The sequence below is a fragment of the Streptomyces asoensis genome, from assembly GCF_013085465.1.
GTDB classification, from domain to species: domain Bacteria; phylum Actinomycetota; class Actinomycetes; order Streptomycetales; family Streptomycetaceae; genus Streptomyces; species Streptomyces cacaoi_A.
Window position 1 is genome coordinate 296,722 of sequence record NZ_CP049838.1, and the last position, 25,084, is coordinate 321,805.

At 68.6% G+C, this 25,084-nt stretch carries 22 protein-coding genes and 2 pseudogenes; 9 read left to right on the forward strand and 15 right to left on the reverse strand.

Annotated features, from left to right (window positions below):
- Nucleotides 1–58 precede the first annotated feature (58 nt).
- The 4 genes from G9272_RS01440 to G9272_RS01455 are packed head-to-tail and all read right to left on the reverse strand — an operon-like array spanning nucleotide 59 to nucleotide 4,114.
- A complete protein-coding gene (locus G9272_RS01440) occupies nucleotides 59–1,078 on the reverse strand; it encodes a Gfo/Idh/MocA family protein (protein ID WP_171394805.1) in 1,020 nt (339 codons plus the stop codon).
- Nucleotides 1,079–1,107: 29 nt separating this feature from the next.
- Nucleotides 1,108–2,010 (reverse strand): ATP-binding cassette domain-containing protein, encoded by a 903-nt coding sequence (locus tag G9272_RS01445; protein WP_171394806.1) that lies wholly within the window; start codon nucleotides 2,008–2,010, stop codon nucleotides 1,108–1,110.
- Nucleotides 2,011–2,015: 5 nt separating this feature from the next.
- Nucleotides 2,016–3,089, reverse strand: coding sequence for an ABC transporter permease (locus G9272_RS01450; protein WP_171401777.1), 1,074 nt, complete (start codon nucleotides 3,087–3,089; stop codon nucleotides 2,016–2,018).
- A 5-nt stretch (nucleotides 3,090–3,094) separates the two neighbouring features.
- The gene (locus tag G9272_RS01455) at nucleotides 3,095–4,114 is read right to left on the reverse strand and encodes a sugar ABC transporter substrate-binding protein (protein WP_171394807.1); all 1,020 of its coding nucleotides are present in this window, start codon (nucleotides 4,112–4,114) and stop codon (nucleotides 3,095–3,097) included.
- 296 nt (nucleotides 4,115–4,410) lie between these two features.
- On the opposite strand from G9272_RS01455, the gene iolC reads away from it, so the two are divergent.
- The 5 genes from iolC to G9272_RS01480 are packed head-to-tail and all read left to right on the forward strand — an operon-like array spanning nucleotide 4,411 to nucleotide 9,540.
- Nucleotides 4,411–5,373: a 5-dehydro-2-deoxygluconokinase gene (gene iolC / locus G9272_RS01460; protein ID WP_171394808.1), complete on the forward strand. Its 963-nt coding sequence runs from the start codon at nucleotides 4,411–4,413 to the stop codon at nucleotides 5,371–5,373.
- Between the two features lie 31 nt (nucleotides 5,374–5,404).
- Nucleotides 5,405–6,292, forward strand: a complete 888-nt coding sequence (locus G9272_RS01465; RefSeq protein ID WP_171394809.1) for a Cgl0159 family (beta/alpha)8-fold protein — start codon at nucleotides 5,405–5,407, stop codon at nucleotides 6,290–6,292.
- A 29-nt stretch (nucleotides 6,293–6,321) separates the two neighbouring features.
- Nucleotides 6,322–7,233, forward strand: a complete 912-nt coding sequence (gene iolB / locus G9272_RS01470) for a 5-deoxy-glucuronate isomerase (RefSeq protein ID WP_171394810.1) — start codon at nucleotides 6,322–6,324, stop codon at nucleotides 7,231–7,233.
- Nucleotides 7,234–7,264: 31 nt separating this feature from the next.
- A complete protein-coding gene (mmsA, locus tag G9272_RS01475) occupies nucleotides 7,265–8,764 on the forward strand; it encodes a CoA-acylating methylmalonate-semialdehyde dehydrogenase (protein ID WP_171394811.1) in 1,500 nt (499 codons plus the stop codon).
- 2 nt (nucleotides 8,765–8,766) lie between these two features.
- Nucleotides 8,767–9,540: a GntR family transcriptional regulator gene (locus G9272_RS01480; RefSeq protein ID WP_171394812.1), complete on the forward strand. Its 774-nt coding sequence runs from the start codon at nucleotides 8,767–8,769 to the stop codon at nucleotides 9,538–9,540.
- 92 nt (nucleotides 9,541–9,632) lie between these two features.
- On the opposite strand, the gene G9272_RS01485 is transcribed toward G9272_RS01480, so the two are convergent.
- The 9 genes and pseudogenes from G9272_RS01485 to G9272_RS01520 all read right to left on the reverse strand — a co-directional run bounded on the left by G9272_RS01485 (nucleotide 9,633) and on the right by G9272_RS01520 (nucleotide 20,231).
- Complete coding sequence (locus tag G9272_RS01485; RefSeq protein WP_171394813.1) at nucleotides 9,633–10,481, reverse strand: sugar phosphate isomerase/epimerase family protein; 849 nt, start codon at nucleotides 10,479–10,481, stop codon at nucleotides 9,633–9,635.
- 169 nt (nucleotides 10,482–10,650) lie between these two features.
- Nucleotides 10,651–11,538 (reverse strand): sugar phosphate isomerase/epimerase family protein, encoded by an 888-nt coding sequence (locus G9272_RS01490; protein WP_171394814.1) that lies wholly within the window; start codon nucleotides 11,536–11,538, stop codon nucleotides 10,651–10,653.
- Nucleotides 11,535–12,494, reverse strand: a complete 960-nt coding sequence (locus tag G9272_RS01495) for an NAD(P)-dependent oxidoreductase (protein ID WP_171394815.1) — start codon at nucleotides 12,492–12,494, stop codon at nucleotides 11,535–11,537. The genes G9272_RS01490 and G9272_RS01495 overlap by 4 nt, the downstream gene beginning before the upstream one ends.
- A gap of 4 nt (nucleotides 12,495–12,498) precedes the next feature.
- Entirely contained in the window at nucleotides 12,499–13,716 is a 1,218-nt protein-coding gene (locus G9272_RS01500; protein WP_171394816.1) for a Gfo/Idh/MocA family protein, read from the reverse strand.
- The gene (locus G9272_RS01505) at nucleotides 13,713–14,507 is read right to left on the reverse strand and encodes an HpcH/HpaI aldolase family protein (RefSeq protein ID WP_253267655.1); all 795 of its coding nucleotides are present in this window, start codon (nucleotides 14,505–14,507) and stop codon (nucleotides 13,713–13,715) included. The genes G9272_RS01500 and G9272_RS01505 overlap by 4 nt, the downstream gene beginning before the upstream one ends.
- 26 nt (nucleotides 14,508–14,533) lie before the next feature.
- The gene (iolD, locus tag G9272_RS01510; RefSeq protein WP_171394817.1) at nucleotides 14,534–16,498 is read right to left on the reverse strand and encodes a 3D-(3,5/4)-trihydroxycyclohexane-1,2-dione acylhydrolase (decyclizing); all 1,965 of its coding nucleotides are present in this window, start codon (nucleotides 16,496–16,498) and stop codon (nucleotides 14,534–14,536) included.
- 46 nt (nucleotides 16,499–16,544) lie between these two features.
- On the reverse strand, nucleotides 16,545–17,987 hold the full coding sequence (locus tag G9272_RS01515; protein ID WP_171394818.1) for an aldehyde dehydrogenase family protein: 1,443 nt from the start codon (nucleotides 17,985–17,987) through the stop codon (nucleotides 16,545–16,547).
- Between the two features lie 768 nt (nucleotides 17,988–18,755).
- Nucleotides 18,756–18,857, reverse strand: a pseudogene (locus G9272_RS44990) (telomere-protecting terminal protein Tpg); the annotation flags it as partial.
- A 168-nt stretch (nucleotides 18,858–19,025) separates the two neighbouring features.
- On the reverse strand, nucleotides 19,026–20,231 hold the full coding sequence (locus G9272_RS01520) for a cytochrome P450 (protein ID WP_171394819.1): 1,206 nt from the start codon (nucleotides 20,229–20,231) through the stop codon (nucleotides 19,026–19,028).
- 558 nt (nucleotides 20,232–20,789) lie between these two features.
- Here G9272_RS01520 and G9272_RS01525 point away from each other — a divergent pair.
- The 3 genes and pseudogenes from G9272_RS01525 to G9272_RS44995 all read left to right on the forward strand — a co-directional run.
- Nucleotides 20,790–20,960 (forward strand): DUF5670 family protein, encoded by a 171-nt coding sequence (locus G9272_RS01525; RefSeq protein WP_030933194.1) that lies wholly within the window; start codon nucleotides 20,790–20,792, stop codon nucleotides 20,958–20,960.
- Nucleotides 20,961–21,365: 405 nt separating this feature from the next.
- Nucleotides 21,366–21,716, forward strand: coding sequence for an STAS domain-containing protein (locus G9272_RS01530; RefSeq protein WP_171394820.1), 351 nt, complete (start codon nucleotides 21,366–21,368; stop codon nucleotides 21,714–21,716).
- A 287-nt stretch (nucleotides 21,717–22,003) separates the two neighbouring features.
- Nucleotides 22,004–22,229, forward strand: a pseudogene (locus G9272_RS44995) (ATP-binding protein); the annotation flags it as partial.
- Here G9272_RS44995 and G9272_RS01535 read toward each other — a convergent pair.
- Nucleotides 22,205–22,795, reverse strand: a complete 591-nt coding sequence (locus G9272_RS01535; protein ID WP_171394821.1) for a GNAT family N-acetyltransferase — start codon at nucleotides 22,793–22,795, stop codon at nucleotides 22,205–22,207. The pseudogene G9272_RS44995 and the gene G9272_RS01535 overlap by 25 nt on opposite strands.
- 436 nt (nucleotides 22,796–23,231) lie before the next feature.
- Between G9272_RS01535 and G9272_RS01540 the strand changes: the two genes are divergently transcribed.
- Entirely contained in the window at nucleotides 23,232–23,999 is a 768-nt protein-coding gene (locus G9272_RS01540) for a S1 family peptidase (protein WP_171394822.1), read from the forward strand.
- 81 nt (nucleotides 24,000–24,080) lie between these two features.
- Here the strand turns inward: G9272_RS01540 and G9272_RS01545 are convergent, their stop codons facing one another.
- Nucleotides 24,081–24,869: an SGNH/GDSL hydrolase family protein gene (locus G9272_RS01545; protein WP_171394823.1), complete on the reverse strand. Its 789-nt coding sequence runs from the start codon at nucleotides 24,867–24,869 to the stop codon at nucleotides 24,081–24,083.
- Between the last annotated feature and the right edge of the window lie 215 nt (nucleotides 24,870–25,084).

The window sequence follows — 25,084 nt, forward strand, 5'->3', positions numbered from 1 at the left end:
AGCGAACGGGGGAGGGCGGTACCGGACCGGTACCGCCCTCCCCCGTTGTGTCCACGGACTACCGGTACAAGGCCGGCCGTTCGATCATCTCGACCTCGACGCGCCGTCCCTCCCGCTGGGACAGCACGCCCGCCTCGCACACGGCCGCTGCCGCGTAGCCGTCCCAGACGCCGGGGCCGGTGACCTCCCCGCGCCGCGTGGCATCCACCCAGCCCTGCACCTCACGGTCGTATGCGTCCTCGAACCGCTCGACGTAGTCCGGCGTGATACGTCCGCCCCAGTGGCCGTCGGCGCTCGTCCGCGGCCCGTGCTCGTCACCGATGCGCACGGTGCCCCGCTCGCAGACAGCTTCGGCGTGCACCTGGTAGCCGTAGCCGCAGTGGCCGAAGATCTCGACGTCGGCCAGGGCGCCCGAGTCGGTTTCGAAGAGGATGAACTGAGGGTCGTTCATACCGGCCGGAGCGTGCGACGTCGGGGCCGGCTTGTGCACGGTGACCGCCGTGATCTCCTGATCAAGCAGCCAGCGCGTCACGTCCATCTCGTGGACCACCGAGTCGTTGATGAGCATCTCTTCGGTGAACCACGGCGGCATCGACAGGTTCCGGTGCCGATGGTGCAGCATCAGTGCCCTGCCGAGTTCCCCGCCGTCGAGGAGCCGCTTCAACTTCATGTAATCGGTGTCGTAGCGTCGCATGAAGCCCACCTGGATACGCCGGTGTCCGAGCCGCTGCTCCGCCTCAAGTACGCGAAGAGCGGCGGCCGCATCGGGGGTGAGCGGCTTCTCGCAAAGCACCGGCAGGTCACGGCTGAGGGCTTCCAGCAGGGCCGCCTCGTGGGCCGGCCCCGGGGAAGCGATGAGTACGGCGTCCACGTCCTGGGACGCCATGGCCGCCGCGAGGTCGGTGTACGCCGTGCAGCCTTCGATGGCGTTCGCGAGCGTCTTGGCGCGCTCCGCCTCGATGTCGACGACGGCGCTCACGCGTGCCCCGCTGATGACGTCGTGGAGTCTGCGCACATGGTCCGCGCCCATCTTGCCGGTGCCGACGACGGCAACACCCAGTGCTTGCTGAGGTGGCATGTTCGTGGTGTCTCCCGTGCTGGTGAGGGTCAGTTGGGCTGGGGGGCGCCGACCTGTAGGTCGGCCTCCTCGGGGAGCTCCTCTACGTCCACGCCGCGGACCTGGGACAACTCGTGCTTGAGAGCCGCGAGTTCGGCGCCCCCGGCCATGTGGTTGGTCAGCTCCTCCAGCGTGATCCGACTGCGCTCCGCACTGAGTTCCATGGTGCCCAGGCGCAGGACGCTGAAGTGGTCGCCGACCATGTAGGCGTGGTGGGGGTTGTGGGTGATGAAGATGACGCCGAGGCCGCGGTCGCGGGCGGCGGCGATGTACTTCAGGACCACGCCGGACTGCTTGACGCCGAGGGCGGCGGTGGGCTCGTCCAGGATGAGGACGCGGGCGCCGAAGTGGACGGCGCGGGCGATGGCGACGCACTGGCGCTGGCCGCCGGAGAGGGTGCCGATGGGCTGTTCGAGGTCGTCGAGGACGATGCCCATGTTGCGCAGTTCCTCGTCGGCGGTCTTCTTCATCTTCTCGATGTCGAGCCGGCGCACGGGCCAGGGGCCCTTGGTGAGTTCGGAGCCGAGGAAGAAGTTGCGCCACACCGGCATCAGCGGGACCGTCGCGAGGTCCTGGTAGACGGTGGCGATGCCCTTGTCGAGAGCCTCACGGGGAGTGGAGAAGCGGACAGTCTCGCCCTGGACGAGGAACTCGCCCTCGGTGTGCTGGTGCAGCCCCGAGACGATCTTGATGAGGGTGGACTTGCCGGCGCCGTTGTCACCCAGCACACAGGTCACCTTGCCGGAGTACACCTTCAGGTCAATGCCGTGCAGGGCGCGGATGTTGCCGTACGACTTGCCCGCGTCGCGCAGTTCGACGAGGGCGGTGTCCGTCGTGGGCACGCTCTCCTCGAGGACGGCCCCGTGCGTGCCGGTTGCGTTGGTACTTGTCATTCGGGTCACCTCCGGGTGGCCGTGCGCTGGACCCACAGATTGATCAGGACGGCGCCCAGGAGCATGACGCCGAGGAAGGCCTTGAACCAGTCGGGGTTCCAGCCCGCGTAGACGATGCCCTGCTGCACCATCCCGAACATGAACGCCCCGAAGACCGGGCCGATCGCCGAGCCGGCGCCGCCGGTCAGCAGACAGCCGCCGATGACGGCCGCGGAGATGTAGATCAGCTCCTGCCCGACACCCTCGCCCGACTGCACCGTGTTGAACGTGAACAGCTGGTGCATCCCGACGAACCAGGCACCGAAACCGACCAGCATGAACAGCGAGATCTTCGTGAACGTCACGGGCACGCCGACCGCCCGCGCGCTCTCCTTGTTACCGCCCACCGCGAAGACCCAGTTGCCGTACTTCGTCCGCAGCAGCACCCAGGTGGCGATGGCCGCGAAGACCAGCCAGTACACGATGGTGATCTTGACCTGGACGCCGCCGACGTCGAAGGACGAGGCGAAGACCTTCTTCGCCTGACCGAAGCCGTCCATGTCACTGATGTCGTCGGTGGCCACGTTCGTGGTGACCAGCTTGGTCACCGCGAGGTTGACACCCTGGAGGATCAGGAACGTGCCCAGCGTGATCAGGAAGCTCGGCAACCCAGTCTTCACGACCATCCAGCCGTTGAGGAAGCCGACCGCCAGCGACACCAGCAGCGCGACGACCACGCCCACCCAGACGTTCATGCTCAGCTGGTAACAGATCATGGCGGCGGTAAGCGCCGAGGTGATGACGGCGACACCGGCCGACAGGTCGAACTCGCCGCCGATCATCAGCATCGCCACCGGCAGCGCCATGATCCCGATCGTCGACGACTGATACAGGATGTTGGCCATCGAACTGCCGTCACGCACCGGCGGCGCCGCGATCAGGAAGAACACGTACACCGCGACCGCACCGAGGAACACCCCCACCTCGGGACGCGCCAACAGCCGGATCGCCAAGGGGCGCTGTGCGGTGCGCCCGTCCTTCTGGTGCGCCGGCGGGGCCGGCGACGGGGAGCCCGTCGCCGGAGCCGTGGTCTGGGTCATGGTGGTCACCGGGTACCCTTCGCGGCGAAGGTGGCGATGGTGTCGACGTTGGTCTTGTCGACGAAGGCCGGGCCGGTGAGCACGGGCTCCTCGCTGCCGCCGCTGTAGTTGCCGTTCGTCTTGTAGAGCCAGAGGGAGTCGACCGACAGGTAGCCCTGGAGGTAGGGCTGCTGGTCGACGGCGAACTGGATGCTGCCGTTCTGGACGGCCTTCACGAGGTCCTTGTTGAGGTCGAACGTGGCGAGCTTGGCCTTACTGCCGGCGTCGGCGATGGACTGGACGGCTGTCAGCGCGTACGGGGCGCCGAGCGTGACGACCTCGTCGATCGTCTTGTCCTGCGTGAGCTTGGCGGTGATCGTCGACTTCAGCGCCGGCATGTCGGCGCCGTTGACATAGAGGATCTGCGTCTTGCCCGTGAACCCCTTCTTCACGCCCGCGCACCGGGCCTCCAGAGCGACGTGGCCCTGCTCCTGGATCACGCAGACGGCGTTCTTGGCGCCGAGGGCGGACAGCTTCCTGCCGATCGCCTCGCCGGCGACCGTCTCGTCCTGACCGAAGTAGGACAGCAGTCCCTGGCTCTTCCAGTCGTCGACACCGCCGTTGAAGCCGACGATGGGGATGCCCGCCGCCTTGGCCTTGGCGACGACATCCTTCATGGCGTCGGGCTTGGCGAGAGTGACCGCGATGCCGTCGACCTTCTGGTCGATTGCGTTCTGCACCAGGTTGGCCTGGTTGCCCGCGTTGGGATCCGAGGAGTAGACCAGCTTGACGTTGTCCTTGGCTGCGGCGGCCTCGGCGCCCTTGCGGATGGTGTCCCAGAACGTGTCGCCGGGGACCGCGTGCGTGATCATCGCGACCGTCATACGGGGAGTGCCGGCCTTGCCTGCGGAGGCTGCCGAGCCGCTCTCTTCGGACTGCTTGCCGCCGGAGCTGCTGGAGCAGCCGGCGACCAGCAGTGCGGCGGCTGCCGCCACTGCGGCTACGGGGACGATTCTGCGGGAGCGGGCGTGGGAGGAACGGTCCATCTTTCCGGCACCTCACTGTGCTACAGGGGAAAGGGAGAAGCGGTTGACCGGCGAACACTGCCGATCACATGCCGTTAACACGGCTGTTGCTCATGACGAGATAGAACCGTCACGCCACCCTGAGGTCAACGTTTGCAATGACATCATTTGCCCATCAAGGCAAGATGTCAGAACAATTGCTTGACGGTGGTTGTCCGTGACCTCTACACCTGAAATGGCCGGGCGTCCCCGGCCCTTTCCCCTCGCCTTCCTGATCGCGACGGGGAGATGCGCGCCCGCATGCAGGAGATCCGCGAATGAACACTTCTTTCGATGTAATAACCATGGGTCGGACGGGCGTCGACATATATCCCCTACAGACCGGGGTGCCGCTGGAAAAAGTCGAGAGCTTCGGCAAGTTCCTGGGAGGCTCCGCTACCAATGTCGCGGTCGCCTCCGCCCGTCTCGGACGTTCCACCGCCGTGATCACCCGAACCGGACAGGACCCGTTCGGCAGGTATGTGCACGAGGCACTCAGGGGGTTCGGCGTCGACGACCGCTGGGTGTCGCCCGTGGCAGACCATCCGACGCCCGTCACCTTCTGCGAGATTTTCCCCCCGGACGACTTCCCCCTGTACTTCTATCGGCAGCCCAAGGCCCCCGACCTGGAGATCAGGACCGAGGAGCTAGACCTGGACGCCATCCGGAACGCTCTCGTCTTCTGGATCACCGGCACCGGTCTGTGCGAGGAGCCCAGCCGCTCCGCCACGCTGGCCGCCCTCGAAGCACGCGCCAAGCGGGGCATCACCGTCTTCGACCTCGACTGGCGCTCGGAACTCTGGAACGGCACAGCCCGGAAGGACCCCGCCGAGGCCCGTCCGTACTATGCCGAGGCGCTCCGGCACACCACCGTCGCCGTCGGCAACCTCGCCGAGTGCGAGGTCGCGACCGGCGTGCGTGAACCGAATGCCTGCGCACAGGCCCTGCTGGACGCCGGTGTGGAGCTAGCCGTCGTGAAGCAGGGCCCCAAGGGCGTGCTCGCCGTGCACCGAGACGGCACGGTCGCCGAGGTACCGCCCACGCCCGTCGAGGTCGTCAACGGACTGGGGGCCGGCGACGCGTTCGGCGGTGCGCTCTGCCACGGCGTCCTGGCGGGCTGGGACCTGGAACGGATCATGCGCTACGCGAACGCGGCCGGCGCCCTCGTCGCCTCACGGCTCGCCTGCTCCTCCGCCATGCCCACCCAGGACGAGCTGCGCGACTTTCTCGCCGTCCGCTGACCCCCACACGCCTCATCGAAAGAGGTCATCCATGACCATCGGCATCACCGACCTCCCGGCGATCCGGGCACGGCACCCCGAGGCCGTCGCCGAGGCCGCCGCCCGGCGCACACGCCGCCCCCTGCTCGGTGCGAGCGGCCGCCTGATGATCATCGCCGCCGATCACCCGGCCCGCGGCGCCCTGGCAGCCGGCGGAGAGCCGTACGCCATGGCCCGGCGTGCCGACCTCCTGGAACGCCTGTGCACCGCGCTGTCGAGGCCCGGCGTCGACGGAGTGCTCGGCAGCGCCGACATCCTCGAGGACCTGCTGCTCCTCGGCGCCCTCGAGGGCAAGGTGGCGATGGGCTCGATGAACCGGGGCGGTCTTTCGGGCGCCTCCTTCGAACTCGACGACCGCTTCACGGGCCACCGGCCCGAGGACCTCGCCCGGCTGCGCTTCGACGCGGGCAAACTACTGGTCCGCATCGACTACGACGACCCGGGTTCGCTGACCACGCTGGAGTCCACCGCACAAGCCGTCCACGCGATGGCCGAGCGCCGACTGCCGCTGTTCATCGAGCCGTTCATCTCCCGGCGGACCGACGGACGTGTCGGGAACGACCTGAGCGCCGATGCGGTCACCCGCTCCATCGCGATCGCCTCCGGCCTCGGTGGCACCTCCGCCTACACCTGGCTCAAGCTTCCCGTGACCGCCGACCCCGACGACATGGCGCAGGTCTTGGAGACGTCCACGCTGCCCGCCGTCCTGCTCGGCGGCGACGTCGGACCGTCCGCCGGGGAGCAGGAGGCCGCGTACGAGAAGTGGCGCAAGGCCCTCCGGCTTCCCACCGTGCACGGTCTCGTCGTCGGCCGTTCGCTGCTCCACCCCGCCTGCGGAAGCGTGGAGGACGCGGTCGACACGGCCGTGGGTCTGCTGTGAACGGGCGCAGCCCGAACGAGGCTCACGTCGTGTCCCGTCCGCCCGAGCCGCGAGGTCAGGACCACCGGTGCCACCTGCCTGCGGGCAGGGCCGCAGGCGGCCCGTACGCCGTTGACGTCACGCCCCGGACCGCCGGCTGGGAGTTCTCCGGTCTGCGTGTTCTCGACCTGCCGCCCGACGGTTGGCACGACTTCGACACCGGGGACAGCGAGTGGATCGTCCTCCCGTTGTCCGGCTCCGGCACGGTTGCCGTCGGTGGCCGGACGTTTCGCCTCATCGGACGGGAGAGTGTCTTCACCGGCGTCACCGACTTCGTGTACGCCCCGCGCGATGCCCACGTCTCCCTCGCCACCCGGGGCGGCGGCCGCTTCGCCCTCACCGGAGCGCGCTGCGACCGGCGTCTGCCCGCCCGCTATCAGCCCGCATCAGCCGTTACCGTCGAACTGCGCGGCAGCGGCCGGTACAGCCGACAGGTCAACAACTTCGCCGCCGCGGGGGCCTTCGAGTGCGACAAGCTCATCGCCGTCGAAGTCCTCACGCCAGGCGGCAACTGGTCCTCCTTCCCGCCGCACAAGCACGACGAGGACCGTCCCGGCGAGAGCCGGCTGGAGGAGATCTACTACTACGAGATCGCCGGTGACGACGGCCTCGGCTACCAGAGGGTCGCCCCCTCCGGCAACGGACGCAACACCGATCTCGTGGCCGAAGTCCGCGACGGCGACATCGTGCTCGTGCCCGACGGTTGGCACGGTCCCTCCGTCGCCGCACCCGGCCACGACATGTACTACCTCAACGTCATGGCCGGCCCCGGCGTGGACCGCGCCTGGCGGATCTGCGACCACCCCGACCACGCCGGCGTCCGCGACATCTGGGACGGCCGACCGGTCGACCCCCGCCTGCCTCTCTACACCGCCCCCGACAGCCGCCGCGACCAGGCCTGAGTCCGGCCGTCCGAAAGGAAACCCGCACCCGATGAAGAACCTTCAGCACTGGATCAACGGCAAGCCCCGCGAGGGTTCGTCCGAGCGCCACGGCGCCGTCCACAACCCCGCCACGGGCGCCCAGGAGAAGCGGGTCCCCTTCGCCTCCGTCGACGAGGTCGACGCCGCGGTGGCCGCCGCCAAGGACGCCTACGCCACCTGGGGCACGTCCTCGCTGGCCAAGCGGACCACCATCCTGTTCAAGTTCCGGGCGCTGCTGGACGCGCACCGCGACGAGATCGCCGAGCTGATCACCGCCGAGCACGGCAAGGTGCACAGCGACGCGCTGGGCGAGGTCGCGCGTGGTCTGGAGATCGTGGACCTGGCGTGCGGGATCACCGTGCAGCTGAAGGGCGAGCTGTCGACCGAGGTGGCCAGCCGGGTGGACGTCTCGTCCATCCGCCAGCCGCTGGGCGTCGTCGCGGGCATCACGCCGTTCAACTTCCCGGCGATGGTCCCGATGTGGATGTTCCCGATCGCCATCGCGACCGGCAACACCTTCGTGCTGAAGCCGTCCGAGAAGGACCCGTCGGCGGCCCTGAAGCTGGCCGAGCTGCTGGCGGAGGCCGGGCTGCCGGACGGCGTCTTCAATGTCGTCCACGGTGACAAGGTCGCGGTCGACCGCCTTCTGGAGCACCCGGACGTCAAGGCCGTGTCCTTCGTCGGCTCGACCCCGATCGCCCGCTACATCCACACCACCGCCTCGGCGAACGGCAAGCGCGTCCAGGCTCTGGGCGGCGCGAAGAACCACATGCTGGTGCTGCCGGACGCCGACCTCGACGCGGCGGCCGACGCGGCCGTCTCGGCGGCCTACGGCTCGGCGGGCGAGCGCTGCATGGCGATCTCCGCGGTGGTGGCCGTCGGCGCGGTCGGCGACGAGCTGGTGCAGAAGATCCGCGAGCGCGCCGAGAAGATCAAGATCGGTCCCGGCAACGACCCCACCTCCGAGATGGGCCCGCTCATCACGAAGGTCCACCGCGACAAGGTGGCGTCCTACGTCACGGGCGCGGCGGCCGAGGGCGCCGAGGTCGTCCTGGACGGCTCCGGCTACACGGTCGAGGGCTTCGAGGACGGTCACTGGATCGGCATCTCGCTGCTGGACAAGGTCCCGACGACCGCGAAGGCCTACCAGGACGAGATCTTCGGCCCGGTGCTGTGCGTGCTCCGCGTGGACACCTACGACGAGGGCGTGGCCCTCATCAACAGCTCGCCGTTCGGCAACGGCACGGCGATCTTCACCCGGGACGGCGGCGCGGCCCGCCGCTTCCAGCTGGAGATCGAGGCCGGCATGGTCGGCGTGAACGTCCCGATCCCGGTCCCCGTGGGCTACCACAGCTTCGGCGGCTGGAAGGACTCGCTCTTCGGCGACCACCACATCTACGGCAACGACGGCACCCACTTCTACACCCGCGGCAAGGTCGTCACGACCCGCTGGCCGGACCCGGCCGACGGCCCCGGCGGCGTGGACCTGGGCTTCCCGCGCAACCACTGACGATGCCTGGGCGCCAGAAGGCGGACAGCGGCACGGCTGTGCTCGGCATCGCCATCGACCGGCAGAGCCCGGTTCCGCTCTACCACCAGTTCTCCCGGCAGTTGGAGCAGGCCATCGAGCATGGCCTGCTCCTCCCGGGCGCCCTGCTCGGCAACGAGATCGACCTCGCCGAACGGCTCGGCCTGTCCCGGCCGACCGTCCGGCAGGGCATCAAGGCCCTGGTCGAGAAGGGGCTGTTGGTACGGCGTCGAGGCGTCGGCACCCAGGTCGTGCACAGCACGGTCAAGCGCCCGCTGGAACTCACCAGCCTCTACGACGACCTGGAGGAGGCCGGGCAGTCACCGAGCACCCGGGTGGTTCGCAACGACGTCGTGCCCGCCTCCACTGAGGTCGCCGCAGCTCTGGGTATCGGGCAGGGGGACAGCGTGGTCCGGCTGGAGCGGATCCGGTACGCGAACGGACTCGCCGTGGCCGTCCTGCGCAACCACCTGCCGACCGACCTGCTGCTCGATCTCGACACCCGACGGCTCGAGGCCACGGGGCTGTACCGGCTCCTGCACGGGGCCGGTATCAGTCTGCACAGCGCGCATCAGGCGATCGGCGCCGGCGCGGCCACCGCCGAGGAAGGCGGACAACTCGGGGAACCCGAGGGCGCGCCGCTGCTCACCCTGCGGCGCACGGCCTACAACGCCGCTGGGGAGGCCGTGGAGTACGGCACGCATCTCTACAACGCGGCGCGCTACGTGTTCGAGTTCCAGCTGCTCATGCGCAGGTAACGCGTGGGCAGCCGATCCGCGTAGACAGAGGCGAACAGGGGTGGCGGGACGACCGTGGTTTCGTCCCCGCCACCCCTGTGGCCTTCACCTCGCTACTTCACCAGCGCCGCGGCACTCCGGTACGCCGCCGCGGCGGCCTCCCGCACCGGCAGCGCACGGTGCACGTCGGAGAGGATCTCCACGCCCCAGGGGCCGCGAAAGCCGGCCTCACGGAGCGCACTGACGATCCCCGGGAGGTCGAAGGAGCCCTCTCCGCACAGGCGACGGCGATGGACGGTGTCCTCGAAGAGCGTGCCGACGACCTGACTGTCGGCGTCGTTGAGCTCCACGCCCACGATCCGCGACCCGGGTACGTCCGCGAGGTCGGCGGGCGGTGTGTGGGCGCGCTCGGTGTGCCAGACGTCGATGATGAGGCCACCGGCCGGGTGACCGGCGGTCTCGACGAGCCGCAGTCCGTCGTGCACGGTCTTGAGGTTGGACCAGGGCAGGGGCTCGACCCCGAGCCGGGCGCCCACCCCCTCGGCCTGCGCCGCCAGCGTGGCGAACTCCTTGGCCCAGACGTCGAGGTTCCAGGGTTCGTCGGCCACGTCGGGGCCGATCTTGAAGGTGCGTGCGCCGAGTGCCTCGATGGCCCGCAGCATTCCGACGCGGACGGCGTCCGACGCGGCCCGCCGGGCTCCGTCGGCCCACCAGTCGGTCAGCAGCTCCAGCTCGATGTGGCTGATGCCGTTGTCCTCGAAGAGGGACCGGATACCGGCCAACCCGTACTCGCGCTCGGCTTCCACCAGGTCCCGGTACAGCAGCCCGAAGGCCGTGAATCCGGCCTCGCGCGCCGCTTCCACCCGTTCCCGCAGGTTCAGCGGACTGCGCTGATCCTCCTCGTCGGGCGCGGCGTCGCCCGCGGTGGTCCAACAAGTGGCCAGAAATTCGGCAGCGGTCATTTCTTTTTCCTGTATTCCTCATGTTCGGAAAAGACGCCGGCAGGCGACGAATGGCAATGTCACGGCAGGGGACCGATGTGGGCGCGCGTCGCCTCGGCATTCTTGGATGCCCCGCACACACCGGTCAATCCCTCAGAGGACATCAAAAACACATCAGGACCGTGGACGGTCACGCGACACCGCGCAGCACCGCGCGCAGATGTTCAGCGCTGGCCCACACGTCTTCGACCGGCCCCTTTGCCGTGGGTTCCTCGGTCAGGATGGTGTCCTGTTCCAGGACGTACCAGCCGTCGTAGCCGCGTGCGCAGAGGTGGGTGACGATGGCCTGGACATCCACGTCTCCCGCGCCCAGTGGGCGGTACATGCCTGCGCGTACGGCCTCGGTGTAGGTGAGGCGGCCCGATCGGACCTTGGCGGCGAGGGAGGCGTCCACATCCTTCATGTGGGTGTGGGCGATGCGCTCGGGTGCCTGGCGGGTGAGCTCGGCCGGGTCGGTGCCGCCGATGAGCAGGTGCCCGGTGTCGAGGCAGAGGGAGATCGCGGAGTGCTCCAGGACGCGTCGGACGTCGTCGCCGTTCTCGATCATCGTGCCGACATGCGGGTGCAGGACGGCGCGTACGCCGTGTTCGGCGGCCAGCGAGGCGAGCCGGTCGAGATTGGACAACAGCAGCCGCCAGCCGTCGGCGTCGAGTTCGGGGCGGGAGTCGTAGCCGTCCTGGCCGGTGACGGCGGACAGGACGAGTACCTCCGCCTTCGAGGCGGCGTAGCTCTCCAGGAGCTGTTCTGCCTCGGGCAGCGGGTCGTGTCCGGGCACGTGCAGCAGCAGAGGGGTGAAGCCGCCGACCGCGTGGAGGTCGTGGTCGGCGAGGACCCGGGCCATGGCGTCCGGCGTGCCGGGCAGGAAGCCCTCGGGGCCGATCTCGGTGGCGGCCAGGCCGACTTCGCGCATCTCGTTCAGTACGCGTTCGGGCGTCAACTGGTAGCCCCAGCCGGGGACTTCGCACACGCCCCAGGAGATGGGCGCGCCGGCGATCCTGTTCAGGGGTGAGGTGGTCATGCCGTGGCCTTTCGGAGGTTCCAGTCGGGGTTGGCGACCGCGGCCGGCGGGCGGCCCGCGAGGACGTCCGCGACCCCGCGGGCCGCGTCGACGAAGGTCAGGGTCATCGCCCGGCGTGTCATGCCCATCAGGTGCGGGGTGAGGACGACGTCGGGGTGGTCGAACAGCGGGTGGTAGAGGGCCGGTTCGGGCTCGAACACGTCCAGTCCGACGCCCGACAGCCGGCCCGACTCCAGGGCGGCCAGGGTGGCGTCCGAGTCCAGCAGGCCGCCGCGGCCGCAGTTGATCAGGATCGCTCCCGGCTTGACGCGGGACAGCAGCCGCTCGTTCACGAGGTGCCGCGTTTCTTCGACCAACGGCGCGTGCAGGGTGAGCACATCGCTCGACGCGGCCAGTTCAACGAGGTCGGCACGGGCGAACTCGGGCGGCACAGGGCTGAAGGGGTCGTGGGCGAGCGTCCGCATCCCGAAGGCGGCGGCGAGTTCGCCCACCCTGCGGCCGATGCGGCCGTAACCGACGATCCCCAGGGTGGCACCGTCCAGGTCGCCGACCGGTACGGCGGTCCGTTCGGCCCAGCGGCCGTCCCGTACGAGGTCGGTCAGCGGCTTCAGTCGCTTGGTCAGGTGCAGAGCCATGGCGAAGACGCCCTCGGCCACGGCCCGGCTGCCGCTGTGCGGGGTGATGACCACGGCGATCCCGCGGGCGGAGGCCGCCGCCACGTCGACCAGGTCGACGCCGACGCCGGTGCGGGCGATGACCCGAAGCCGCGGCGCCCGCCGCAGGAGGTCCTCGTCGACCCGCCGGTCGGCGCGGACGATGGCGCCCTCGGCGACCGCGAGGTCGGCGGGCGTGGGATCGGCGACGAAGGTGACCCGTTCCCCGAGGACCGGGGCCACTGTGTCGGGGTCGACGGGGCCCAGGGCCACTACGACGTGCTGGGTGACATGCTGAGTCATACGATCAACTCCGCACCGGGTGCCCGAAGTTCGCGCCCGGCACGGCGGGAACCGGCTGCCAGGAGCCGCTCGCCGCGGAGGCGGCGGCCGCCGCGATCACCTCGGCGACGGCGTGCGCGTCGTCGATCGTGGAGTTTCGGTGCTCGATGCCGGCCACGGCGGCCAGGAACTTCTTGGCCTCGATCACCTTCAGGTCGTCGTAGCCCATGCTGTTGCCCGGTCCGGGCTGGAAGCTGGCGTAGTCGCCCATGTGGCCGTTGCCGAGCACGGTGGTGTAGCCCTGGTGGGGGCCGCTGCGGTCGAGGGCGACGCGCAGTTCGTTCATGCGCTCGAAGTTCCAGGTCACCGAGCCGTCGGTCCCGTAGATCTCGAAGCCGATGCCGCACTGCGGGCCGACAATGACGCGGGACGCCTCCAGTGTGCCGACGGCTCCACCGCTGAAGCGCACCAGGGCGGCGCTGTAGTCGTCGTTCTCCACGGCCGCCATCTCACCGTCCTCGATCACCGCGAAGTGCGTGCCCGAACCCATGGGCAGGATCGGGCGCTCGGTGTAGACGGTGCTGGTGAGGGCGGAGACCTCGTCGATCGGGGCGACGACGTAGCTGACCAGATCCACGACGTGGCTCAGCAGATCGCCGAGCGCGCCGTGCCCGGCCAGGTCCCGCTTGAAGCGCCAGGACAGCGCGCCCTTGGGCTCGGAGGCGTAGCCGGAGAAGAAGGTGGCGCGCACGTTGGTGATACGGCCGAGCCTCCCCTCGGCGATCAGCTCGCGGGCCCGCTCCACGGCGGGGGCGTGCCGGTAGTTGTAGCCGATGGAGGTGACGACCCCGGCCGCGCGCACCGCGGCGGCGACCTCGGCGGTCTCCTCGGCGCCGCGCCCGACGGGCTTCTCGATCCAGAACGGCTTGCCGGCCTTGGCGGCGGCGATGCCGATCTCGTGGTGGAGGAGGTTGGGCGCGCAGATGGAGACGACCTCGACGTCCGGGTCGTCGAGGACGTCGCGGTAGCCGGTGGTGGCCTTCTCGTAGCCGAGGACGTCACGGGCGTAGGCCGCGCGGTCCTGGGCCGTGTCGGCGGCGTGCACTAGGCGGGGCTTGATGCCCAGCTCGGGATAGACGGACGGCAGGGCCTGGTAGGCGCGGCTGTGGAGCTTGCCCATCCAGCCGACGCTGATCAGCCCGACGCCGATCTCACGCGCGGCGCCCGGGGTGTCCGTGGTCATGATCGTCCCTCCTGGGAGTCCTGAGAGCGCGAGGTTTCGGACCGGGCCTCGCTGAGCGCGGCGGACACGGCTGCCGCGAGCAGGGTCGCATCCGAGCCGATGCCGATGAACGTCCAGCCCTCGGCTCGTTTGGCGGCCGCGGCCACACCGTCGGGGACGAGCAGTCCGCAGGCCTTGCCATGTGCGACGGCGGCCTGGCGGACGCGATCCAGAGCTTCTCGATAGACCGGTGCGGCGAAGTCGCCGGGCACTGCAAGGTCGTGACTGAGGTCGCGGGGGCCGACGAACAGGACGTCGACGCCGTCCAGCGCGGCGATCGCCTCGACCTCAGCCAGGGCGGCTGCCGACTCGATCTGGACCACACCGAGGAGCTCGCCCTCCCGGTCGAGAGCCCCGGCGTCGAGCCCGAAGCGGCACGCCCGGTTGTAGGTGGCCACGCCCCGGTCCCCTGCGGGCGGGTACCTCAGGTGCCTCAGGGCTTCCTGGACTTCGGCTGCGGTGTCGAGGCGGGGCAGCATGATCCCGGCGGCGCCCAGGTCGAGGACGCGGCCGATGCGGATGCGAGCCGCGGACTCCACACGTACGACGGTCGGAACGCCGTAGGCCGCCGCGATCGGGAAGACCGTACGGGCCTGCTCCTCGCCCCCCGCGCCATGTTCGAGGTCGAGCAGAAGCCAGTCCGCCCCGGCGGCGGCGCACACCTCGGCCGTGACCGGGGAGGCGGTGCCGACGAAGGTACCCAGGGTGGTCTCGCCGGCGGCGAGACGGGCGCGCAGGCGGCCGTGATCCAAGGGGGAGGGGTTCAAGGGAGAGCCATTCATCCGTACCACCTCTGAGACGCCAGACCTTCTTCGTACTCGCCGCGCAGCTGCGTGACCGATTCCTGCTCGGAGACCTCGGCCGGGGCCACGTCCCACCACACACCGGCGCCGGGCAGGTCGGCGTGCGGTATCACGGGCACGACCAGGACGACCGGGCCGGCGTGGTCGCGGGTCTCGGCCAACGCGGCACGTACCTCGTCAGCGGTCGTGGCGCGGAGAGCACGAGCGCCGAGACCCTCCGCGATCTTGACGAGGTCGACCTGGAGGTAGTCGCCCTCCAGGCGCGCGGGCTTGCCGGAGCCTATGTCCAGGCTGCCGTCGCGGTAGCGGAACTCGTTGCCGAACTCGCGCCCGTTGCGCACCATCTGGAGGCGGTGGATGACCTGGTAGCCGTGGTTCTCCGGGATCACGATCGTGATCGGGAGCCCCTCCTGGGCGGCGGTGACCAGCTCGGTCGGGGCCATGAGGAAGGTGCCGTCGCCCAGGAGGGACAGCACCCGCTTCGAGCGGTCCGACTCGGCGAAGCGGACGCCGATCGCGGCGGGCAGCTCGTAGCCCATGCAGGAGAAGCCGAACTCCAGGTGGGCGAAACGGCCTTCGGTGGCGTCCCACACCTTCTGCAGGTCGCCGGGCGCACCGCCGGCGGCAGCGATGATCGTGTCGCCGGACCGCGCGTGCTCCTGAAGCAGGCCGATCACCTGGCCCTGGGTGAGGTCGGCTTCGGTGTCGCGTACGACGTCGGAGTCGTCGGGCAGCGACGCGGGGTCGAACGGGACGTCCGGGTCGAGGGCGGCGGTACGCTCCTGCCGCCACTGCTCGTCCAGGGTGCGCGCCTTCTCCTGCCAGGCGGCCGGTGTGGTGGTGCGATTCGCCCGTACGGCGTCCGTCAGCGCGGCCAGGGCCCGCTTGGCGTCGGCCACGATGCCGGTCGCGCCCAGGCGGCCCGCGTCGTGCACGTTGACGTTGATGCTCGTGAAGCGCACGTCCGGGTTCTGGAAGAGGGACTGCGAGGCGGTGGCGAAGTCCGTCAGCCGCGAGCCCACGGTGAGCACGAAGTCGGCTTCTCGGGCGAGGACGTTGACCGCCGGAGTGCCTTCGAGGCCGATGCCGCCGAGCTGCCACCAGGCGCGGCGCTGGACCGCGCCCTTACCCGCGAACGTCTCCGTGACGGGGATGCCCGCCGCGTCGGCGAGTGCCTCAAGCTCCTCGGTGGCACCGGAGTACACGACCCCGCCACCGGCGATGATCAGCGGCTTCTCCGCCTCGGCGAGCATCCGCGCGACCACCGCGACCTCGTCGGCGTCCGGCGCGGGACGGCGGATCGGCCAGTCGTGCTCGGCGAGGAACGCGACCGGGTAGTCGTAGGCGTGGGACTGGATGTCCTGCGGGAGGGAGACGACGACCGCGCCGGTGTCGACGTCGGTGAGGGCCCTCATCGCGGCGGGCAGCGCGGTCAGGAGCTGCTCGGGGCGGGTGATGCGGTCGAAGAAGCGGGACACGGGCCGGAAGGCGTCGTTCACCGAGGCGTCGGCCTCGACGGGGTGCTGCAGCTGCTGGAGCACGGGGCCCTGGTGGCGGGTCGCGTAGGTGTCGCCCGGCAGCAGCAGGACGGGCAGCCGGTTGACGGTGGCGAGGCCGGCCCCGGTCACCATGTTCAGCGCTCCGGGGCCGATGGAGGCGGTCACGGCGAGGGTGGCGTGCCGCCTGGTCGCCTTGGCGTAGGCGGTCGCGATGTGGACGAGTGCCTGCTCGTTACGGCCCTGGACGAAGGGGAGCTCGTCACTGAACTGGTCGAGGGCCTGGCCGAGTCCGGCCACGTTGCCATGGCCGAAGATGCCCAGCGCGGCCGGTACGAGCCGGCGACGGTGGCCGTCGGCCACGGAGTACTGCCGGGAGAGGTAGGTGACGACGGCCTGGGCGACGGTGAGACGCACCGTGCCCTGTGGCGTCCGGTCGGTCATGAGTCGGCTCCTGATCGGGGATGTGTACGAGGACGCGGGGGCCGGGTCACCAGGGACGGCCGTGCAGGACGACGGTCTTGACCTCGGTCATCTCGCTGACCGCGGCGCGGGGGCCTTCCTTGCCGTAACCGCTGCCCTTGAGACCGCCGTACGGCATGAGGTCGGCACGCCACAGGGGCGTCCAGTTGATGTGGACGGAACCGGCGTCGATCTCCCGGATGGCACGGACCGCTCCGGCCACGTCGGAGGTGAAGATCCCCGCACCCAGGCCGTAGGCGGTGCCGTTGGCCTGGGCGATGGCGGACTCCCAGTCGGCGGCCGAGCTGACGGCGACGGCGGGTCCGAACAACTCCTGCTGGCTGAAGGGGGAGTCGGGATCGACGTCGGCCACGACGGCCGGGGTCACTACGGTCCCGTCGCGTTCGCCGCCGGTCAGGACGCGTGCGCCGTCGGCGCGGGCCTGCGCGATGGCCCGCTCCACCCGCTCCGCCTCGGCGGTCGTGATCAGAGAGCCCATGGTCGTCTCGGGGGACGACGGGTCCCCGGTCCTGATGGCCTTGACCCGGGGTACCAGGGCGTCGAGGAAGTCGGCGGTGACGTCGGGGTGTGTGATCACTCGCTGGACGGAGATGCACACCTGCCCGGCGTTGACGTATCCGCCCAACGCGACGGCGCTCGCGGCGAGTTCGATGTCGGCGTCGGGCAATACGACGACCGGGCAGGAGGCGCCCAGCTCAAGGGAGAGCTTCTTCACCCCGGCGACCCCCGCAATGTGCCCGCCCGTCGCTGTGGAACCGGTGAAGGAGATCTTCCGTACGCGGGGGTCGGTCACGAGGGCGTCCCCCAGCACCCCGCCGGAGCCGACGAGCACCGACAGCACGCCCTCGGGCAGCCCGGCGTCCACGAAGCACTCGGCCAGCGCCAGTGCGGTCAGCGGGGTCGAGGTGGCCGGCTTGAGGACGACCGCGTTGCCTGCCGCGAGCGCAGGGGCCAGTTTGTGGAGCACGAGCAGGGCGGGGTAGTTGAACGGCGTGATGGCCACAACCACTCCGCACGGCTGGCGCAGGGTGAAGCCGATCTTGTCCTGCCCGGTGCCGCGGTTGGCGTCCAACGGCAGGGTCTCACCGTAGAGCTGGGCGCCCTCGAACGCCGCGAGTCGGATCAGATCACCCGATCGCGACGCCTCACCCGTGGCCTCCGTGATGGTCTTGCCCGACTCCGAACTGATGGTCCGCGCGATCTCGACCGCTCGCTGGTCGGCGAGCTCCGCCGCACGCAGCAGGATCGTCATCCGCTCATGAGCGGGCGTACGCCGCCATACCGCGGCACCCCGCTCCGCCGCCGCCAGGGCCACCTCGACATCCTCGGGACAGGCCACCCCCACGGTACCGACGGTATTGCCGTCGAAGGGCGACGTCACGTCCCGGGTCCGTCCCGACCCTGCCGACGCTTGCCATCGGCTTCCGATGAGTAGTTCCGCAGGCACCATTGCCTTCTTCCTCCAGGAACCGTCAGGGCTGATCCATAGCTCTCCGAGGAGCTTTCGAGAGACCCCTCACAAGGTCGAAGAAGTACTGATCAGCCGACGGTCAGACCGTTTACATGGGCGCAACGGTAGGTGGGCCGCAGGGCATTGCTGAAGGGGTAGAATCCATCATTATCGCGTCATGAGATACGTCATTTTTCCATCATCCACGCCGCCAGTGCGCCCGCACGGGATGGATCACGCGCGCTGACCTGATGTCTGTCGTCCGCTGCATCTCGAGCAGAAGGAAGCGCAGACCACATGGCGACGTCAGCGTCCAGTCCCGCACCATCGCCTTCACGATGCTCACCGCGGATCTGTTGATCTGCGGATCCACGGGTCGCCGAGGTCGTGCTCGGTCCGGACGGCGTCCTGGCACACAGCCGCGACACCCACCTCGTCGACATGAGCAGCGTCAGCCCGTAGACAGCCGTCACCACAAAGCGCGGCGAGGCGGAGCCTCTGCGCATGGGACATCCCAGCCGCCACCGAGAACCACAGCATCCAGTTCCACCAGTACCACCTCAAGGACATGGGTTCTCTGGGGGTAGGGACTGTGCTCTGAGGCGGGAGGGGAAGCGGCCCAGTCTTTGGTGTGACGGTGGCGGTGCAGGCCGGCAGCTTCGAACTCGTCGTGGGCTTGGCCAACTGAGCCCGCCCGGGAGGCGATCAGGATGGCGGCCGTGCCCGCCGTTCCGTACGGCGTGTACAGCAGGCCCTGACCCAGGAGGCCGCCGCGATCGCGCGCATCTCCTGGTCGCCGGCGCCCTGGTCGCGGGCGTCGAAGAGGCGCTGTGCGTAGGCCGGGGGGAGGTGGACGGTGAGGCGGCGGAATCAACCACCCTTGACCGCCGACAGGCGGGCGATTCACGCCCGCCACCGAGCACTGCGCCCCGCCGCCGGACCCGGTGGCGGGGCGCAGTGCTGCGGGCGGCAGGCATCCAAAGGCCTACAAGGGGACCTCGGACACATGGACTCGGCGCGTCGCCGGGGGCGCCGCGGTCACCAGATGACGGGCAGCGCGAGCGGATAGCGCCAGATCGACGTCCTGTTCCAGCGCACTTCTTCGGCCGGCTTCGCAAGCTTCAGGTCGGGGAAGCGCTCCAGAACGGTACCGAGTGCGACTTGCAGTTCTGTGGTGGCGAGCGGAGCGCCGAGACAGTGATGCCCACCCCAGCCGAAGGTCATGTGAGACGGGCCAGTGCGTTCCAGATCCAGCTCATCAGGACGGTCGAACTTCCGGCCGTCGCGGTTGGCCGTCAGATAGGAGACGTGCACGATGTCCCCGGCGTGGATCGTCACCCCGCTCAGTTCCACGTCTTCGGTGGCGACGCGGGGGATGCCGACGCCTTTACGGAAGGGGATGAAGCGCAGCAGTTCCTCGATGGCCTGCGGGAGCATCCCAGGATCGGAGCGCAGCATGGCGAGCTCTTTGGGACGGGTGAGCAAGGCGTAGGCGATGTTCCCGATCTGGTAGGTGGTGGTGTCCTGGCCGGTGATGAGCAGGACCATGGCCATGACTGCCAGTTCCTGGTCGTTGAGAATCTCATCTCCGTCACGAGCCGCGGCCAGAGTGCTGATCAGGTCCTCGCCGGGGTTCGCACGCCGGTGTGCCGTCAACTTCTCGAAGTAGGCGCGCAGATCGGCCTTGGCCTGTACGGCGTTGTCCCGGTTGTCGATGCCGGTGTCCATCATGGTCCGGGCGTGGGACCGCAGTTGGGCGCGATCGGCCTCGGGGATGTCGAGGACCTCGCAGATGGTGGCCAGGGGCAGGGGGTCCGCCAGGTGCTCGGTGAGGTCTGCGGGAGAACCGTGCTCCTCCATCCGGTCCAGCAGCTCGTCCACGACATGCTGGGTGCGGACCCGCATGCGTTCCATGTGGCGGGGCGCGAAGCCCTTGGAGATCAGGCTGCGCAGGCGGCTACTGCCCGGTGGGTCCATCACGTTGATCGCCTCGTCCTGAACGATGGGTTCAGGGGTCATGCGCGGAAAATTCCGGCCGATGACGGCGCTTCGGCTGAAACGCCGATCGGTAGTCACCGTGCGTACATCGTCGTAGCCTGTGACAAGCCAGGCTTCGCCGTCGCCGTGGGGCAGCCGGATGCGGGAGACGGGCTCTTCGGTCATCAACTGCTTGAGCACAGGGTCGAACTCGAGTGCCTCGGCGTAGTCGAACGGACAGTTTCTCGAGACAGCGGCTGGTTCCATGCGAGGCTCCCGATGAGGGTCTGATGAGTAGCTCGAAGATGCCCGGGGCCGGACAGGACATGGGTGCCCGATCACCTGCAAAGGCACTCGCCCCTCCGGCCAATCGGCCTAACAGTCCCTGACAAAGCCGTGGGACGTGGCGGTGCAGGTTCACCACCTCGGAGGAGTTCCTCGAGGCCAGGGGCGCGCAGGACGTACCGCGTGCTCTGAGCGGGCGGTTCGTAAGGTGATGTCTGTTTTCTGGCCGAGGTGGGAGCAAGGCCGCAGGTGGAGGTTCTGTCGGCTATTGCTTCCTGGCGAAGTTGCCGGTGCCGGCCTCGGTGAGGATCCCGAGTTTGGCCAGGCGTTTCAGCTTGGCGCGGGTTCAGTCGGCTTTCTTCGCCAGCAGTCGTCGGCCTACGACGTCAGCCTCGTCGGGGACTCCGCCTGACCGTTCGATCTGGTGAACGCCGGCGGAGAATCCGAGTCCAGTGCCCGCAAGAGTGGTGAAGAAACCAGGTGAATCAGCCGTGTGCTCTTCGATTCGCCGGGCACCAGGAGCAACGGAGGTTGATAACTATGGTTCCCCTGCTTCTCGTTCTTCTGCTGGCTCTGATCCTCTTCGGCGCGGGCTTCGCGCTCAAGGCACTGTGGTGGATCGCCGTCATCGTGCTGGTCGTCTGGCTGCTGGGCTTCGTCATGCGCAGCGCGGACACCGGCGGCCGCAAGGGCCGCTGGTATCGCTGGTAACCCAGCCAGCAGCAGCCAACCTGTTGGCCCCCGGGGACACCCGGGGGCCAACAGCCATGTCCCACCTCAGGACATCCCTTCCGACAAACCGTGTAGCCACCACCTTCACGGGCACCAGACCCCATAGCTGGGGCCCGGTGAAGCAGCGGAACCTGCCCTCCAACCACCGGACCCCAGCCACACCCGCACCTCGCACGGTCTGCGGCTTCGCTCCTCCGCACGCAATGGGTCACAAGGCGCGCCGGAAGACGGTCGCCGAACCGATGACGACGGGGCTGAACCCCTCGATCAACGCGGTGGGTATACGAACCCGGATTTTGTTGACGTCGCAAGCGTCATGCGCTTGCGTGGGGTCAGGACCCGACTCCGTCGCGTGGATCGCCGGAGGAAGAACGAGGTGGTCACATGCACGCATCCCCCCTGCCCGTCTCCCAGCACACCACTCCAGCCGGCGTGCACGTCCTGACACTGAGCGGAGAGATCGACCGCAGCAGCGTGCCCTTCGTGGGCTGGGCGTTCGACAGCGGCGCAGGCGACCGATGCGCACCCCGCACGGTCATCGACTTCGAAAACGTCACGTTCATGGACTGCAGCGGCGTCTCCTTCCTCCTCTACGCCCACCGGGCCGCGCAGGACAGCGACGGCTGGCTCCGCCTGGCCAACGTTTCCGCGCCCGTGCAACGGCTCCTGCACCTCGTCGGCCTGGACGACCTCATGCCGATGTATGCCACGCTCCAGGCCGCCCTCCCCTCCTGAAGAAACCGACCAGACTCCAATAGCTACATGCGGCGCAAGGATTCCCTCGTGCGCCTGCGCCGCGTAGGCGACGATGTGGCACCTGACGACAACTGACGGGATGACGGAAGCTTGAGGGCACCGCTAGACCGAAGACGCCATCTCTCAGGGAAATACGGGTGTCACCACTGGTTCGGCGGTCGCGACCTTGAGCACCCCGAGCACACACAGCACGTCGCCGTGCAGGCATTCGACGATCCCGCCTCGTTTGCCTTGCACCTACCCGCCATCAGGCCCGCCCTCCCGTTTCCAACGAGTCGTTTGGAGGATGGACCAAAATGTTCACCGACCCCCGGCTCTGCGCGGCCCATCGTCGACCGCCTCACCTTCAACGCCGCCATCATCGAGACCGGCACCGACTCCTACCGCCTCGCTAGCACCCGGGCCCGGGCCGAGGAGCCCGCCAAGGCCGGCCGACCCTTGACGGTCACCAAGCGAAGACACCAGAACTACTCGCGCTCAGTGCCTTGTTGAGCGTGCTCAGCAGTCCTTGCCTTCCATTGGTCTGCAGTCATCCGCCAGATGACATCAATCCCTACTTCGCCTGGAGCTTCGGGCCCTTCAGGTGCTTGTATGCGCTCGACTTCAGTGAATCCCAAGCGGCGGGCGACGCCTCCGCTGGCAGGGTTGGCGGCATCGTGATGGATCTCGATGCGGTCGATGCCTGCCAACTGGAAGCCCTGGCGGACAAGAGCCGCAGCGGCCATCGTGGCCAGACCCCGTCCGGTCCAACGAGGGTGAAGCCAGTAGCCGATATCGAGGCCGCCCACTCCGATGCGACGCATGAGGCCGCAGCTGCCGATCACCGCAGCATCTGACGTGATCGCATAGCCGAAGGCTTGCCTGGTCTTCCACTCTTCCTGGTTCCGGGCGAGGAAATCAGAGGTTTGCTGTCTGCCAGGGTCGGCTGCCCAAGGCATCCACGGCACCAGCTGGTCCAGCGACTCGTAGATCGCCCGTTCCAAGGCGTCGAGATCGCTCATGCGCCACCGGCGCAGTTCCACCTGGTCAGAACTGAGACTTTCGACAGGCTCTTCCATGCACCGGATGCTCTCGCAGCCCGGCTGAGACCGACAACGCATTATCAGCTGCCCGTTACCCGACCAGGCACGGTCGAGGCTCCTCAGGCAAGCGGGACGTCATTTCTCTCGCGAACATCTGCGGAGGCTCGCCCCCTCCCTCGCCTCCCAAACGGGTGGACAAACGCTGCTGATGAAGGCGAACGCAGCCAGTCCTCCCGCACAGTTCGTGAGTGTCGAATCCTGTCAAGCGACAGGAGGCCCCTGGCGCTGCCGAGGGCCACGGACGCTCTGTGTCCGCCGGATCGAGGTCGCCACCGTGAACAATGCACTGTTCCCCGGCGCCCGGCAAGCCATCGACCAACTTCGCCGAATCCCTATTCCGCTGGCGAAGCCGAGCAGGGCACGCAAAACTGGTCTGGGGGCACCCTGACCGGCGAGGAGACAAGGACAAACCATGTCTTTCGGACGTCGAGGAACTCTCAGACATTCATTGCGGCTACTAGTCGCCGGCGGCCTGATCAGCGCAGGAATAGCGGGCCTCGCCCCGTCCCCTGCCCAGGCTATAACCGGCGGCAACGCGGTCACCGACAGTTCCCTGAACTTCGTTGCCAAGGTCTCGTACGTCGGGGGAACCTTTTGCACCGGAACCCTCATCAGAAACAACTGGGTGCTCACCGCAGCGCATTGCGTGGGCGGTGTCACCAATCCCGGCGACATGACCGTGCGTGTCGGCACCAATCTCAAGGACACCGGCGGGCAAGTCAGGAAGGCCATCGCGCTCTACTCCTATCCCGGTTACACCGGCGGGCACAATGACATAGCCCTTCTGAAACTGGAATCTCCGGTGACCGGCATAGCGCCGATCAGTTTGGCCGATCCCAGCCAGAGCTACCGATGGGACGGCCAGCAGGGCGGTCCTTTCACGCAGTACGACGACGGCGTCATTGCGGGATGGGGCAAGAACGGCGCCGGGCAGCTTCCCGATCGGTTGCAGTTCAAGGGCGCGTCCATCATGCCGGCCGAGCCGGACGGCGTGGGACTGAAATCGATCCCGACCAGCGGCGGCCCCTGCCCGGGCGACAGCGGAGGCCCCCTGATGGTTGACATCAGCGGTGAGCTCTTCCAGGTGGGCGTCATGAAAGGCCAGAACTGCTCCACCGGCGCGAACTACAGCGAAGTGGGCGCCGGCTATCTGCAGACCTGGATCCTGAGCCACCTCTGATCGACCCGACTGAGTCGTTCTTGCCTTCAGCGTGATTGATGCGGTTCAGCCTGATCGTCGCCTGCGGAGGTCGAGGCAGAATCAGCTTGTCTGCCACCGCGTCACGGACTCCGGCTCGGGCCTCTTGGCCGTGCGGCCGTCTCCCGATGAACGGCCGCGCAGCCGCCGCCACAACCAGGGGCCGAGAAACGCCCCAGCCCAACGCACGTCGGCGACTATGGCTCGTAGGGCCGGGATCGGGGTGAGCAGAGGCAGCGGTTCGGTCCAGTCGTGATGGCCTGCAAGGCCGAGCGTGTGGGCCATGCCGGCGGCGATCCTGGCGTGTCCGAGCGGACTCGCGTGCAGGCGGTCGTCGCTCCACAGACGCGGGTCTGTCGTGACGGGGTGGAGGAAGACGTCCAGGACCGCGACGTCATGCCGTTCGGCGGCAGCGAGCAGGCGGGCGTTGAGGTCGCGGATACGGGGAAGCACCCGGCGTGCGAGCGGGGATACTTTGCCCAGGTCAGGGAAGGTAACCGTGGCCACTCGGGCGCCCGAGGCGGTGAGGCGGACGAACATCTCCTCGATGTCCGCGATGACGGACGCGGCGTCGAAGCTCGATCTGATGAGGTCGTTCATGCCGGCCATGACGGTCACCAGGTCCGGCTGCAACGCGAGTGCCGGGCCCAGCTGTTCAGTCTTGATCTGCGCGGCGGTCTTCCCCCGCACGGCGAGGTTGGCGTAGGTGAACGCCGGCTGCTCTTCCGCAAGGATTTCGGCGAGCCGGTCGGCCCAGCCGCGACACCCACCTGAGAGGTCGGGGTCTCCGACGCCCTCGGTGAGACTGTCGCCGAGGGCGACATAGCGAGTGTAGGGGTGCGCCGTCGTCATGGTGCGAGAGTCTATGGGCAACCGGACAGGACTCAACGTGCCTCGTGATCGAAAGAGTCTGATGGGCCATTCGTCAAAAGTTCCGATCGCCTCGCGGCCGAGCTACGTCGTGGCAGGCGATCGGGATGCGCGTCAGCCGAAACGGTCACCGCATCGAGTCAGCGGTCCTGTATCCCGATGCGATCCCGGCAGTGCAAGTACTCCTCCCCGACAAC